Annotated in this window: 20 protein-coding genes; 9 read left to right on the top strand and 11 right to left on the bottom strand. The window is 30.2% G+C overall.

Annotation, left to right across the window (positions count from 1 at the left end):
* Positions 1-13: 13 nt before the first annotated feature.
* From corA to C8N26_RS05860, 3 genes are read right to left on the bottom strand one after another with little or no spacing between them, the layout of a single operon-like run.
* A complete protein-coding gene (corA, locus tag C8N26_RS05870; RefSeq protein WP_120186454.1) occupies positions 14-1,078 on the bottom strand; it encodes a magnesium/cobalt transporter CorA in 1,065 nt (354 codons plus the stop codon).
* A gap of 9 nt (positions 1,079-1,087) precedes the next feature.
* Positions 1,088-1,462 carry a hypothetical protein gene (locus C8N26_RS05865; RefSeq protein WP_120186453.1) on the bottom strand — a complete coding sequence of 125 codons (375 nt, stop codon included), beginning with the start codon at positions 1,460-1,462 and terminating at the stop codon, positions 1,088-1,090.
* Positions 1,463-1,464: 2 nt separating this feature from the next.
* Positions 1,465-2,298 carry a universal stress protein gene (locus C8N26_RS05860; protein ID WP_120186452.1) on the bottom strand — a complete coding sequence of 278 codons (834 nt, stop codon included), beginning with the start codon at positions 2,296-2,298 and terminating at the stop codon, positions 1,465-1,467.
* A 97-nt stretch (positions 2,299-2,395) separates the two neighbouring features.
* Here C8N26_RS05860 and C8N26_RS05855 point away from each other — a divergent pair, with 97 nt between their 5' ends.
* The 8 genes from C8N26_RS05855 (at position 2,396) to C8N26_RS05820 (ending at position 8,494) form a co-directional block, all read left to right on the top strand.
* Positions 2,396-2,923 carry a mechanosensitive ion channel domain-containing protein gene (locus C8N26_RS05855; protein ID WP_038005148.1) on the top strand — a complete coding sequence of 176 codons (528 nt, stop codon included), beginning with the start codon at positions 2,396-2,398 and terminating at the stop codon, positions 2,921-2,923.
* Positions 2,924-3,328: 405 nt separating this feature from the next.
* Complete coding sequence (locus C8N26_RS05850; protein WP_120186451.1) at positions 3,329-4,720, top strand: arginine decarboxylase; 1,392 nt, start codon at positions 3,329-3,331, stop codon at positions 4,718-4,720.
* A gap of 16 nt (positions 4,721-4,736) precedes the next feature.
* Positions 4,737-5,675 carry an agmatinase gene (gene speB, locus C8N26_RS05845; protein WP_120186450.1) on the top strand — a complete coding sequence of 313 codons (939 nt, stop codon included), beginning with the start codon at positions 4,737-4,739 and terminating at the stop codon, positions 5,673-5,675.
* Positions 5,596-6,456: an RMD1 family protein gene (locus C8N26_RS05840; RefSeq protein WP_120186449.1), complete on the top strand. Its 861-nt coding sequence runs from the start codon at positions 5,596-5,598 to the stop codon at positions 6,454-6,456. Before speB ends, C8N26_RS05840 begins: the two co-directional genes overlap by 80 nt.
* A gap of 75 nt (positions 6,457-6,531) precedes the next feature.
* Positions 6,532-7,500: a deoxyhypusine synthase family protein gene (locus tag C8N26_RS05835; RefSeq protein ID WP_120186448.1), complete on the top strand. Its 969-nt coding sequence runs from the start codon at positions 6,532-6,534 to the stop codon at positions 7,498-7,500.
* 3 nt (positions 7,501-7,503) lie between these two features.
* Positions 7,504-7,797, top strand: coding sequence for a hypothetical protein (locus tag C8N26_RS05830; RefSeq protein WP_120186447.1), 294 nt, complete (start codon positions 7,504-7,506; stop codon positions 7,795-7,797).
* 10 nt (positions 7,798-7,807) lie between these two features.
* On the top strand, positions 7,808-8,221 hold the full coding sequence (locus C8N26_RS05825) for a VOC family protein (RefSeq protein WP_120186446.1): 414 nt from the start codon (positions 7,808-7,810) through the stop codon (positions 8,219-8,221).
* Between the two features lie 12 nt (positions 8,222-8,233).
* A complete protein-coding gene (locus C8N26_RS05820) occupies positions 8,234-8,494 on the top strand; it encodes a hypothetical protein (protein ID WP_120186445.1) in 261 nt (86 codons plus the stop codon).
* Positions 8,495-8,534: 40 nt separating this feature from the next.
* Here C8N26_RS05820 and C8N26_RS05815 read toward each other — a convergent pair whose 3' ends face one another.
* The 8 genes from C8N26_RS05815 to C8N26_RS05780 all read right to left on the bottom strand — a co-directional run bounded on the left by C8N26_RS05815 (position 8,535) and on the right by C8N26_RS05780 (position 13,487).
* Positions 8,535-8,960, bottom strand: coding sequence for a tellurite resistance TerB family protein (locus C8N26_RS05815; protein WP_120186444.1), 426 nt, complete (start codon positions 8,958-8,960; stop codon positions 8,535-8,537).
* Positions 8,961-8,963: 3 nt separating this feature from the next.
* Positions 8,964-9,299: a hypothetical protein gene (locus C8N26_RS05810; protein ID WP_120186443.1), complete on the bottom strand. Its 336-nt coding sequence runs from the start codon at positions 9,297-9,299 to the stop codon at positions 8,964-8,966.
* Positions 9,300-9,716: 417 nt separating this feature from the next.
* On the bottom strand, positions 9,717-10,001 hold the full coding sequence (locus C8N26_RS05805; RefSeq protein WP_028890622.1) for a hypothetical protein: 285 nt from the start codon (positions 9,999-10,001) through the stop codon (positions 9,717-9,719).
* Positions 10,002-10,003: 2 nt separating this feature from the next.
* Positions 10,004-10,279: an ATP-dependent Clp protease adaptor ClpS gene (locus tag C8N26_RS05800; RefSeq protein WP_120186442.1), complete on the bottom strand. Its 276-nt coding sequence runs from the start codon at positions 10,277-10,279 to the stop codon at positions 10,004-10,006.
* A gap of 5 nt (positions 10,280-10,284) precedes the next feature.
* Positions 10,285-11,118: a 50S ribosomal protein L11 methyltransferase gene (prmA, locus tag C8N26_RS05795; RefSeq protein ID WP_120186441.1), complete on the bottom strand. Its 834-nt coding sequence runs from the start codon at positions 11,116-11,118 to the stop codon at positions 10,285-10,287.
* Positions 11,118-11,876 (bottom strand): triose-phosphate isomerase, encoded by a 759-nt coding sequence (gene tpiA, locus C8N26_RS05790; RefSeq protein WP_120186440.1) that lies wholly within the window; start codon positions 11,874-11,876, stop codon positions 11,118-11,120. The genes prmA and tpiA overlap by 1 nt, the downstream gene beginning before the upstream one ends.
* A 60-nt stretch (positions 11,877-11,936) precedes the next feature.
* Positions 11,937-12,410, bottom strand: coding sequence for a TlpA family protein disulfide reductase (locus C8N26_RS05785; protein WP_120186439.1), 474 nt, complete (start codon positions 12,408-12,410; stop codon positions 11,937-11,939).
* Entirely contained in the window at positions 12,411-13,487 is a 1,077-nt protein-coding gene (locus tag C8N26_RS05780; RefSeq protein ID WP_120186438.1) for an ABC transporter permease, read from the bottom strand.
* A gap of 63 nt (positions 13,488-13,550) precedes the next feature.
* Between C8N26_RS05780 and pyrF the strand changes: the two genes are divergently transcribed.
* The gene (gene pyrF / locus C8N26_RS05775; RefSeq protein ID WP_120186437.1) at positions 13,551-14,363 is read left to right on the top strand and encodes an orotidine-5'-phosphate decarboxylase; all 813 of its coding nucleotides are present in this window, start codon (positions 13,551-13,553) and stop codon (positions 14,361-14,363) included.
* Positions 14,364-14,388: the final 25 nt, after the last annotated feature.

Here is a 14,388-nt window from a genome sequence, read left to right as displayed (position 1 = left end):
ACTTAAACAATCCTTAAAACCATTTCTTATGTTTAAAATAGCCCAACATTATTAAAACGATTAGCAAAATAACACCTAACATCGTGAAGTATCCATAACGATATTTCAGTTCTGGAATATACTCAAAATTAGTTCCATAAACACCTGCTACAAATGTTATTGGTATAAAAACAACCGAAAAAATAGTGAGTATTTTCATTATATCGTTTAAACGATTGTTCACATTGGTTGAATATACAGTAAGTTGTTCGCTTAACATATTTTTGTAATTTTCAACCAAATCATAACTTCGTTGAATTAAATCTTGTAAATCATTAAAAAAGGGCTGTTCTTTTTTAGTAATCAGATCCGTTTTAAAATCTTTGAAATTACTTATCGCTTCACGAGCTGGTCGTATTGCTTTTCTAAAATAGTTAAGTTCTATCTTATTTTTATTAATCTCTTCTAAAATATCTTTATTAGGTTCTAGTAAAATTTTGTCTTCTAAATCCTCTACTTTTTCACCAAAAGTTTCCATTAAGAAATTGTAATTGTCTACTATCAAATCCAACAAACAATATTTTAAATAGGTAATATTATAATTACGAACTCTTCCTTTTTTATTGCGTAATCTTTCTCTTACTGGCTCAAAAATATCGCCTTGCTTTTCCTGAAATGTAATCAGTATATTTTTTGTTAAGTACATGGAAATTTGTTCCGCTTCTAGTCGATGTTTTTTTTCATCTAAAAACATCATTTTAATACTCGTAAAAATGTAATCTTCACCAATATCTACTTTTGGTCTTTGACCTGTATTTGCAATATCTTCAAGAACAAGTGTATGAATAGTAAAAAGTTTTCCTATTTCTCCAAGCAGTTTAACATCGTGCAACCCATCAATATTAATCCATATTTTTTCATACTTATTTAAAAAATTTGAAAGTTCGCTTATAGTTTGCAATTCTACTTCAACTATTGTATCTGTATCATAACCAATTAATCGTATTCTTGTATTTTCTTCCTTTTGATTTCCAACAAAAATTGGGTTTCCAGGAATTACATGTTTTGTGTGTTTTTGTTTGGTGATAAATCGCGTCATCCTCTTTTTTTAAGCAAGTTTAAACAGCTTATATAATTTAGCAAGAATAATAAGTTCTGATTTATTTTTACCTGCTGTAGAATTAGAGATTTCGTGTGCAGCCACCAATAAATCGTGAATTACATCTTTAGAAAACTCTTCTTGATGCGTTAAATAGTAGTTTTTAAAATTCTCATAAGCTTCTTCTGAACTTGACTTATCTTTAATAAGACTTCGCAAAGTCTCATAAACTTGTTCGCTACCAGATTTGTTTGAGTTAGACCAGTTTTTTTCAACTCGTTTAACAATACTCTTTTTCTCTTCTACGGTCATGTTTTTATCTGCCATTGAAACGGCATAAAACAAATTGGCTAAACCTTCGTAAAATTCTTCTGTAAAATTCATGATTAAACTATTTCTGGTAATATTAATATCGGTATTTTACTATGAAATGCCGATTTTTTTATTACATTTTCTTCTAACAAACGATTAAAAAAGTTATGTTTATGATTTAACAATACCAGCAATTCACTTTGGGTTTTATCTATATGTTTTTCTATAGTTTCTGTTTCTGAACCTTCCCAATCTATCTTTTTATAAGTCACATTTAAATCTTGCAGTAACTCTCTTAATTTCACTTTATTTCTTTGTTGATTTTCTGTTAGAAAGTTTTCTTCTGATAAATTTACAACTTCTAATCCACACTTTTTTACAAGACTTAGGTTAATTAAAAATTGTAATTCATTTTTTACGTACGATCTTTTATAATTTGTTGAGAATATAACTTGACCTAGTGACTTGTATTTATAGTTCATTGGAACTACGATTAAAGGACAGTTTTCAATAGCATTAATCATCTTCATAGTATTGGTTCCTATAAAGGTTTCTGCTAAACTTTTAGCCCCTTTGGTTCCTGTAACAACTACATCAATATTCTTTTCTTCAATTGTTTTCGTTACTGCTTTAGTTAATGAATTTGATGCTACCAAACTTTTGTAAGTAAACGAACTTTCTTCTCTATTTAAAACCTCTAATAAATATTTTAGCTCATCCTCAATTTCATTATCCATTTCATTAAACCATTTATCATTTTTTTCATCACTTAACAATTCAGAAGGTTGACTTACATACACATCTAACAAATAAATAGTTGCTTCAACTCCTTTAAATAACTGTTTAGTATAATTCAACGCATTGATAGCTGCTTCAGAAAAATTATACGGAATTAAGATGTTTTTCATAATGAAATAGAATTATGATTACCTATCAAATATAATTTTTTATTTCGATATTATATTTACAAAACCAGAAGTATATTTGTATTAAAAAAACTTAATCATGAAAAATCGTTTTTTAGAATTGTCTTTCTACAATCCTTTTATTCAGTTCTTGCTTTTAGTAGCAACACTATTTTTTTTGATTTATATTACCAAAAAACTTACTAGATCGTATATCGTAAAAAACGCTATTGAACCTCATAGGAGAAAACTTATATTAAACCTAAGCTATTTTTTATATTATACATTAGCTCTCTTTATTTCATTAATTATTTTTGGTATTAATTTTAAAGAAGTAATTGTTTTTGCTTCTTCAATACTCGCTGTATTGGGAGTTGGTTTCTTTGCTCAGTGGTCAATTTTATCAAACTTAACAGCTAGTATCATCTTATTTTTTTACCATCCAATGCGTATAGGTGACACCATAAAAATCATTGATAAAGACTTCGATTTACAAGGTGTGGTAAAAAACATTACAGGTTTCTACGTTCTTTTATACATGCCAGAAGAAAAAAGAGAAATAACTGTGCCTAACACAATTATATTATACAAAGGAATTGAACTCATAAAGAAACAAAACAATAGTTAAACCACTGTAAATTAATTTTTTAAAAAAAATAAAAAAAAGTTTGTTGTATTAAAAAATAGTTTACATTTACGACATCTTATTATATAAGTCGAATGTTACGTTTTACTTATTTCGGTAATAACTTTTACGGGAAGATTAAGAGTTATTTAGTGTTTTGGAAACACAACGAAAAAATTAAGGATTCTTCCATTCCTCAATACTCTCTACCACTGAATTTTTATAAACAGTGCGGTGATTGCTTAGCTTTAAGAGTCTAACTATTCATATTATTTTGGTCTAACAATCTTGTTATAAACAACAATGATACTTGTTATACAATTTATTTAAAAAAGTTTTGGCACATGCCTTAACTGCTTTTTGAATAATCTTTCTGTACTTAAAAAACAGATACAACTAAAAATAATAATGAATACTAAATATAAAGACTTAATAGAACAAACGTTTGATTTTCCTCAAGAGGAATTTCACACAGAAAACAACAATTTATTTTTTCACGACATTGATTTAATGCAGTTAGTGAAGCAATACGGTGCGCCATTAAAGTTCACTTATTTGCCAAAAATATCAGAAAACATAAATAAAGCTAAGAACTGGTTTCATAATGCTATTGAAAAGCACAATTACAAAGGAAACTACAATTACAGCTACTGTACTAAAAGTTCTCATTTTAAATATGTGCTAGATGAAGCTTTGAAAAACGATATTCATATCGAAACATCTTCTGCTTTTGATATTGACATTGTAAAATCCTTAAAAAAAGAAGGAAAATTAAAAGACGATGCCTATGTATTATGTAACGGTTTTAAACGCGATCAATACATTGCTAATATTGTTAGTTTAATTGATGGTGGACATACAAACTGTATTCCTATCATAGACAATTATGAAGAACTCGATTTAATTTTAGACGAAACTAAAAGTAAATTCAAAGTAGGAATTCGTATAGCTTCGGAAGAAGAACCAAAGTTTGAATTTTACACTAGCCGTTTAGGTATTGGATACAAAAATATCGTATCTTTTTACGAGCGTGAAATCGCTAACAACCCTCAAGTTGAATTAAAGATGTTACACTTCTTTATCAATACAGGAATTAGAGACAACGCTTACTATTGGAACGAATTAATGAAATGTTTAAGTGTATATATTAAACTAAAAAAAGTATGTCCAACCTTGGATAGTTTAAATATAGGAGGAGGTTTCCCTATTAAAAACTCATTGGCTTTTGAATTTGATTATGAGTATATGGTAGATGAAATCATCAATCAAATTAATGAGGCATGTAAACAAGCTGAAGTAGATGTTCCAAACATTTTTACAGAATTTGGAAGTTTTACTGTTGGAGAAGCTGGAGGTGCTATTTACGAAGTTTTGTACCAAAAAAGGCAAAATGATCGTGAAAAATGGAATATGATTAATTCATCTTTCATCACCACTCTACCTGATTCTTGGGCTATTAATAAACGTTTTATCATGCTTCCTGTTAACAAATGGAATCATAGATACGAACGAGTGTTATTAGGTGGATTAACCTGTGATAGTGATGATTATTACAACTCAGAGCAACACGTAAATGCTATATATTTACCTGTATACGAAAAAGAATCTCCTTTATATGTAGGTTTTTTCAACACAGGAGCTTATCAAGAAACTATTGGTGGTTTTGGCGGATTACAACACTGTTTAATTCCAACTCCAAAACACGTGTTAATTGATAAAAACGAAAATGGTGATTTCACCACTAAATTATTTAAAGAACAACAAAAAAGCGAAGAACTATTATCAATCCTAGGGTACTAGTTTAATATTAATAAAAATGGAAAAAAGAAATTACGCAGGTATTCCTGATCAATACGCAAAATTAGAAACTGCTAAAGTAGTACTAATCCCTGTTCCTTATGATGGAACTAGTACTTGGCAAAAAGGAGCGGACAAAGGTCCAGAAGCGTTTTTAAACGCTTCTGAGAACATGGAGTTATACGATATAGAAACTGATAGCGAAGTATATAAAGAAGGAGTTTATTTAGCTCCTGCTGTTACCGAAAACACTTCTCCAGAAACAATGGTTGAAGCAGTACATGAAACAACCAAAAAGTACATTAACAAAAATAAGTTTGTAACCCTTTTTGGTGGAGAGCATTCAATTTCTATAGGAACAATCCGTGCATTCAACGAGTGTTTTAATAACTTAACAGTATTACACATTGATGCACATGCTGATTTACGTAAAGAATACGAAGGAACCAAGTGTAACCACGCTTGTGCTGTTTACGAAGCAAGTCAAACTACCAACTTGGTACAAGTAGGAATTCGTAGTATGGATATTACTGAAAAGTCTTCTATGAATATGGAAAAGGTATTCTTTGCTCATGACATGGCAGTAAACGAATATTGGATGGATGATGTAATTGATCAATTAACAGGAAACGTTTTTATTACGTTTGATTTAGATGCTATCGACCCATCTTTATTACCAAGTACAGGAACACCAGAACCAGGAGGATTATTCTATTATGAAACACTAGAGTTCTTAAAGAAAGTATTTACTGAAAGAAACGTAGTAGGTTTTGATATCGTAGAATTATGTCCTAACGAAAATGAGAAGTCTTCAGACTTTTTAGCGGCTAAATTATACTATAAAATGTTGAGCTATAAATTCACTTCTAACATGGAAGATGAAGAAGATTACAGCGATGATGACAGCTCACCATTTAATAAATTATCAAAGTTTAAAAGTAACGACGACGATTATTAAAATGCGCTTAGAAACCATTGCGTATCATTTAGAAAAGCGGATTTTACTCAGTACTGTCCGCAAACAATTTAAATCATTCAACTTAGTAAAAAGAGAGCATTCCTTTTTGCTATATAGAACTGAAAACAACTCGTATATTTATGTAAAAGACTACGGAAGTGTTGTTTTCATTAATTGTGAAGATGTTTTAATAAATGAAGTTGTTAATTTTTTAGCTGGAAAAGAAACAGCAATCCTCAGTCAATTACCTTCAGAAAAGTACGCGATTTCTTTTTCTGATACAATTGAAGTTGATTTTGGAAGTATCCAAATTAAAGAATTAAACGATGATGTAGCACATACTATCATGCTCAATTTAGCACAATCAGTAGCATTGATGAATTATGTAAACAAAACATCTGATTTGCACGATAAAACATTAGTGTACTCGAAGCAATTAGAAAGAACTGGAAACTTTAAACTTTCCAAAGTTCAAATGAGAAAATTTATTGGGAAAACCTTAAATTTAAAAAACAACATTGCAGAGAACCTATTTGTTTTTGACTCGCCAGATGTAGCTTGGAATAACAAAGATTTATCTGATTTAGATTATAAATTAAAAGATGAATTAGACATTATAAAACGTCATCAAGGAATTGAAAATAGTTTAAACGTAATTAAAGAAAATTTAGATTTATTCAACGATATACTACAACACAGATATAGCAGTATGCTAGAATGGATTATTATTATTTTAATCCTTTTTGAAGTGGTGCAAGTTATTATTGAAAAACTAATTTAAAAAACACAAGAGTTTATGAAATCATCCCTTCTAACATAGCAGAAGCAATTTCATAAACTCACAAAAAATAATAAAATGGACAAACCTATAACCAATTTTATAGAAAAATACTTCTTACACTTTAACGCTGCAGCATTAGTAGATGCCGCTAAAGGGTACGAAGCACAATTAGAGCAAGGATCTAAAATGTTAGTATCTCTAGCTGGGGCTATGAGTACTGCAGAATTAGGTAAAATTTTCGCGGAAATGATTCGTCAAAGTAAAGTTGATATCATTTCTTGTACAGGTGCAAACCTTGAAGAAGACATCATGAATTTAGTTGCACACTCTCACTATAAAAGAGTACCTAACTATCGTGATTTAACTCCGCAAGATGAGTGGGATTTATTATTAAAAGGGTTAAACCGTGTTACAGATACTTGTATTCCTGAAGAAGAAGCTTTCCGTCGCTTACAAAAGCATATTTTCAAAATCTGGAAAGATGCAGAAGAAGCCGGTGAACGTTATTTTCCACACGAATACATGTACAAATTATTATTATCTGGAGTTTTAGAAGAGTATTACGAAATCGATTTAAAAGACTCTTGGATGTACGCTGCTGCAGAAAAGAACTTACCAATTGTAGTTCCTGGATGGGAAGATAGCACAATGGGTAACATATTTGCTTCGTATGTGGTAAAAGGAGAATTAAAAGCATCAACTATGAAGTCTGGAATTGAATACATGACTTTTTTAGCTGATTGGTATACTGACAACTCAGAAAAAGGAATCGGATTCTTCCAAATTGGAGGTGGAATTGCTGGAGACTTCCCTATTTGTGTAGTACCAATGTTATATCAAGATTTAGAAAGAGAAGACACTCCTTTCTGGAGCTATTTCTGTCAAATCTCTGATTCGACAACTAGTTATGGTTCTTATTCCGGTGCAGTACCTAACGAGAAGATTACTTGGGGTAAATTAGACATTGATACTCCAAAATATATTATAGAAAGTGATGCAACTATTGTTGCTCCGTTAATTTTTGCGTATCTTTTAAACATGTAAAACATGAAACGAGTTATTGTAGACTACTCAAAGTTAACTACCGATATCTTGGATTTATTGGTAGAAAAGTATCCTGACGGATACGATCATTCAGACATTATCTCTTTTAAAAACAGTAAAGGAGAAACCGTAAAAGCTGTAGAAGTACGCACTGACGACACCTTATTTTTGGTAAAAATCAGTTCTCAATTACAGCAAACCATGGAAGACTATGATTCTGATGACGATGATGATGATGATAATAGAGATGATGAGTTTGATGAAATTGAAGTATCTGATAATTTCGATAATGAATAATTAACAAATTATGAACCCAACATTTCACATGTCACTTCCTTGTTTAAGTATTGAGGAAACGATAAAGTTTTACACTGATGAATTAGGTTTTAGTGTTGGGAGAACAACAAACGAATGGGTAGATATTAATCTTTTTAATAATCAGCTTACTTTTGTGTTAGTTGATCAATTTAAATTCGATTATCCTAAGTACCAGTTTGAAAACCATGCTTTACCTACTTTCCATTTTGGCATAATTGTAAGTAGTGATATATGGGAAGAAATGTATGATAGAGTTAATTATTGGTTATCAGATCATAGTGTAAAAAAAACGTTTTTAAAAGATAAACACGGAGAACATGTATCCTTCTTTATAAAAGACCCAAATGGATACACTTTAGAACTTAAAACCTTTATAGAAGACGACGAAATGTTTATGATGTAAACGCTAATAATAATGGCTTATTACAACTCACAACAAACAGTTACTTTAGTTGGCGTGTATCAAGGATATACAAACGGCTACTATGTTTTTGAATTGGAAAATGGTGATATTATCGATTTTGAACAAATTAACAAAAAGAACCTTGAACATTTTGATTTAAAATCATCAACCTTTAAAAACAAAAAATTTGAAATAACCTATAAAGAAATTTTTGACGATGTAGATGACGAGGATTTGGTTATTTTTAAATTACACGATCTACAATTACTTTAAAAAACAAATCCCATTCTATTCAGAATGGGATTTTACTTTTTTATAAGATGTTTAGTATCAATTTATACTGATCAAGATCTATTTTACCACTAAATATTTTAGTAGTTTTCTTAATTATTTCCTCAGCTCTTTCTTGAGAAAAACCAAGCTGGATAGCATACTTCAACACTAATTTTAGCTCAGGCTCATCTATTTCGTGATCTGAATAAATTATTTTAAACAAATCTAGTAATCGCTCAAGTCTATCATCCGTTTGTGCTTGCGGTACTACTGGATATTTTTTTGAGTTTTCTACTATATCCTCATATTCTGCTTCTGTAATATCTAACTTTCTTGCAAAACGATTTATTAATGCTTCTTCATTTTCATTTAAATCACCATCAACCATAGCTATATTAACTATGGCACTAAAATGAGCTACGTTATTTCTATGTTTGCTTGACTCGTATAAATCTACTATACTCATAAATTATTCTATTAGTTTTATTGTTTGTAATACAGGAACTTCAACTTCATCATCACTATCTGTAATTTGATAGTCATAAGTAATCTCAAACTCCTGATCTATAAATTTATTATCTTTTAAATTATAAGCACTTAATATCTTTTCTGATACTATTTCGAAAGTAATTACTTCTTCATAATCATCTTCGTTTAAAAACGAAAAGGTATATCCATTTTCATCATACCCATTAAAAGTTGCAACCACTTTTTTTGGTTCTATTGAGTGCTCTTTGTTTATTGTTAATGCTAAGTTTACACCTATGAATAATATAAAAACTGCTTTTAAAATTCCTTGTTTCATTTCCTTTATAAATTATAATTAATACTTTTTAAATTAACTTGGTTATTAACCACAACAAGCCCAAGTTGCTTTTAGCATAAATCCTCTATGGTTATACTCGTGGATATAAAGAAAATGATGTTACATAGGCTTCTATTTTTTGCTTACTAAAGATACGTTATTTTTCATTGAAATAATAGACCTTCAGTAACTTTTTAGAAAAAATAACGTTTAATTAAAAAAGACCAAGAACAAGAGTTCAAGGCCTTTTTCGTCTAACCAAACTTAGTATAAAAACTAACTACTACTATTTTTAATATCTTTTACTTTTTCTATTCTTGTACTTACATTATATAAGACACTCTTTTTTTTATCTCGTCACATAAAGCGTATAAAAAAAACTCAAAAAAAGTTTTTTTGAGTTTTTCTAAAATACATTTAATACAAATATTTTCTTAACACTATTCTATGTTCTGGAATAGATTTGTCATAATTATCAACCAGTAGCTCAAGTATCTCAGGTGGCTTTTGCCCTATTTCTTTTTTTGAGTTGAATTTAGACACGTATAAATTATAAGTTAACTCTGTACCTTTATATTGTTTTTCAAAAATTAAAAAATGTTGCTCATTTAATTCTGAAAAACAAATATCATTTTCTTGAAACGTTCCAGAATTATCTATAAAAAAACCTGAAAACTCGTAATACCTAAAAACGTTTTCCATTCTTAAACAATCTCTGCTGATAAACCTAATTCTAATAGTTTAGAACATCTAGGCTCTAAATCTTTGTACTCTCCTGTTTTTACAGCACATTTACCTTTGTAATGCACTAAAATAGTACACTGCTCTGCTTGCTCTAATGTATGATCACATACGGTAACCAAACTATCAATTACAAAATCAAAGGTATTTACATCATCATTATACAAAACAATTTCATGCTCTGTTGTTCCTTGCAATAAGACATCAAGTTCTTCTTGAATTTTTTCTATCGTACTCATTGGTTTTATTTTTGATACTGCAAAGCTACCCAATTATTTCTTTTTATGGTATTTTTTAATGTTAAACCATACTTAGAAACCTCATTATCAATCACTGGAATATCTTCGCTATAAAATCCACTTAATAATAAAACTCCTTCTTCATTTAAACAATTTGTATATGCTTTCATATCGTTTAATAAAATATTACGATTAATATTTGCAATAATTACATCGTAATTTTTACCTTCTAATAACGCAGCTTCTCCTTCATATACCGAAATGTGTTTACAGTTATTTCTTTCTACATTCTCTAACGAGTTTTCATAGCACCAAGGATCTATATCAATTGCATCAATAGGGTGTGCTCCTTTCATTTCAGCAAAAATTGCTAAAATTCCTGTTCCACAGCCCATATCTAGCACTTTCTTACCTTCAACATCTAAACTAATTAAATGCTGTACCATCATGTGTGTAGTTTCATGGTGCCCAGTACCAAAACTCATTTTTGGCTCGATAACGATATCGTATGATAAATTCGGATTTTCATGAAATGGCGCTCTAATACTTACCAAATCATCTACCTGAATAGGATTGAAATTCTTTTCCCATTCCGCATTCCAATTAGTTTGTTCTATTTCTTTATGCTCGTATTGAATTGAAAACTCTTCTGATTTCAACACAAAAACATCTTCTAAAATAGTTTCGCTCCAATCATCTTTTTGAATATACGCTACTACCCCTTTTTCGTTTTCAACAAAACTTTCAAACCCTAAAGACCCCAATTCAGCTATTAAAATTTCTGTAGTTGGTTCTTTTGGTGTTACTTCAAAAGTATATTCTATATAAATATTATCCATTAAATTGATTTAATTATTGCTGCAAAATCTTCAGCTTTTAATGCTGCTCCACCTATTAAACCTCCATCTACATCTGGCTTAGAAAAAATTTCTTTAGCATTTGCAGGCTTTACACTTCCTCCGTATAAAATTGAAATAGCATTGGCTGTTTCTACTCCATACTTTTTTGTTAAAAGCTCTCTTACAAAAGCATGTATTTCTTGCGCTTGCTCAGGCGAAGCTGTTTCTCCTGTACCAATTGCCCAAACTGGTTCGTACGCTAAAATAATATTTTTAAAATCAGCTTCTTGAAGATGAAACAACGCTTTTTTAAGTTGGTTTTCAACTACTTTAAAGTGATTTCCAGACTTTCTATCTTCTAACAATTCTCCAAAACAAAAAACAACTTCTAATTTGTTTTCTAAAGCAGCATCTACCTTTTGAGCTAATAACTCATCAGTTTCACCAAAATATTCTCTACGTTCAGAGTGTCCTAAAATTACTATGTTAACTCCTAAATTCGTTAACATATCTGCAGAAACCTCTCCTGTATAAGCACCACTATTTGCTTGGTGCATATTTTGAGCAGCAACTTCTATAGTAGATTTTTTTGTCTTTTTAGCTGCATAGTGCAGGTTTACAAAACAAGGGGCAATTATTACTCTAGTACCATCTTCTAAACCAGCTTGTACTTCTTTCTTTATTCCCTTGATTAATTCTTTTGCTTCATCAAGGTTTTTATTCATCTTCCAGTTACCTGCAACTATTTTTTGTCTCACGTTTATTCTATTTTTCTGGTTATTGATTTTCTGTTTGCAAAATTACATTATTTCTAGGCTTTAACGAATTAATTTATCCGACACCTTCGATGACTTAAATACTTTAATATTTCTACCTTCATCAATCACTAAAAATCTCGGAATCGTTTTTAATTTTAAAAACTCGCCAAGCGCTCCTTTTCCTTTTTTTTGAATGTAATAGTGTTGACCTTCTACAGGAATACTTTCTAAACCTCTTTTCCAATCATGATATGAATGATCTACTGATAGAAAAATATACGAAAGCTCTGGATTTTTCTTCTGAAAATTGAGTACATCTTTAAAACTACGTTGACTGTAAGGACAGTAAGTTGCAAATATTTGTACAAATATCTTTTTGCCTTTATTTTTCTCTAAAACTTCTTTGAATAAAATTGGTTTTCTATCTAAAGTCAGTAATTCTTCATTTAGAGGTTTCAACGTAAATTCTTTTGGTTGAAATACAGCACAACTTGATAAAAAAACTATGGTAATCAGTAAAAAAAATGTTCTCATCTATTGTAATCTTATTCGAGGGTCTAACCAACTATATAATATATCTACTAAAATATTTATGATTATAAATAATGTAGCAACTACTAAAACAGCTCCCATAATTACAGGTAAATCGAGTGTATTTAGCGAGTTTACTATTTCTTTCCCTAATCCGTTCCAGTTAAAAATATACTCTACAAAAACTGCTCCAGCCAGCATCGAAGCAAACCATCCTGATATTGCTGTTATTACTGGGTTTAATGAGTTTTTCAATGCATGTTTTTTTATTACTTGATACATTGTTAGTCCTTTTGCTTTTGCTGTTCGAATATAATCTTGACTTAAGGTTTCTAACAATGAATTACGCATTAACTGTATTACTACCGCTAACGGGCGAATTCCCAACACTATTGCTGGTAATATTAAATTCTTCCATTGAATATGCATTCCTTCACCAAAATTATCAACTTCATATAAACTTCCCGTCATTTCTAAATTTGTATATTTATTTAACACAAACCCAAAAAACCAAGCAAACAATATAGCTGAGAAAAATGAGGGGACACTCATTCCTAAAGTACTTATGACAGCTATGAATCTGTCAAAAAAAGTATCCTTAAATAAGGCTGAAAAAATTCCTAATATGATCCCTAAAAACAGTGCTATTGTTATGGCTACAATAGCTAAAATTGTAGTATTTGGTAAGGTTTCTTTAATTACTTCAGAAACATTTTTACCATTTTTTTGGAAAGATTGACGCAAATACGGAGTTTTTATTACTACTTCAGTATTCCCTATAGAGAATAAGGATTGAGCGTTGTATTTTCCTTCAGATAAAAAAGTATAATTCTCTTTGTTTTTACTATGGAACGATAATGGTGATACATCATTTAAATAATATAAGTATTGTGTAAACACAGGTTTATCAAACCCATATTTCTTTCGGATATTTTGTAATTGCTCAGTATCTTCTCGTTGATCTAACATCATACGAGCTGGATCTCCAGGTAAGATATTAAATAGTAAAAATATTACAGTAACTACCCCAAACAGTGTTAAGAACCCGTAAAAAATTTTGTTAATGATATATTGAAACATATGTAACAAAGATAACAGAAACTGCTAAATTTATGTACTTTTGCCTAACTTTTACAACAACACATGACAACACAACAACTTGTATCTGAAATCCGAAAAAAGAAATCATTTTTATGCATTGGGTTAGATGTTGATTTAGACAAAATTCCAGCACATTTACTTCAAGAGGAAGACCCTATCTTTGCCTTTAACAAAGCTATTATTGATGCAACGCATCATCTTTGTGTAGCTTACAAGCCAAATACTGCTTTTTATGAAGCATACAGTATTAAAGGTTGGAAATCTCTTGAAAAAACGATTAACTACTTAAATAAAAAGCATCCTGAAATTTTCACCATTGCTGATGCTAAACGTGGCGATATTGGTAACACCTCAACTATGTATGCAAAAGCCTTTTTTGAGGATTTAGCTTTTGATTCTGTAACTGTTGCCCCGTATATGGGTAAAGATTCTGTGGAGCCTTTTTTAGCTTTTGAAGATAAACACACCATTATGTTGGCGTTAACTTCTAACCAAGGTGCCTTTGATTTTCAAACAAAAACAGTTGATGGTAAAGAGTTATACAAACAGGTTATTGAAACTTCTAAATCTTGGAAAAATTCTCAAAACCTGATGTATGTTGTGGGGGCTACCAAGGCTGAATATTTAGCTGACATCAGAAAGGTTATTCCTGAAAGCTTTTTATTAGTTCCTGGTATTGGCGCCCAAGGAGGAAGCCTAGAAGAAGTTTGCAAATATGGAATGACTGATACTGTAGGTCTACTAATTAATTCTTCTCGTGGAATTATTTATGCTTCTAACGGAAATGATTTTGCTAAAGTTGCTGCAAGAAAAGCTGAAGAGCTACAAAAGCAAATGGAAACTATTTTAAAATAAAAGAAAGCCAAGGTTAATGACTCCT

The sequence above is a fragment of the Tenacibaculum lutimaris genome (assembly GCF_003610735.1).
Classification (GTDB): domain Bacteria; phylum Bacteroidota; class Bacteroidia; order Flavobacteriales; family Flavobacteriaceae; genus Polaribacter; species Polaribacter lutimaris.
Note: the sequence above shows the minus strand (reverse complement) of the source record. Positions and strands in the feature narration are given on the sequence as shown.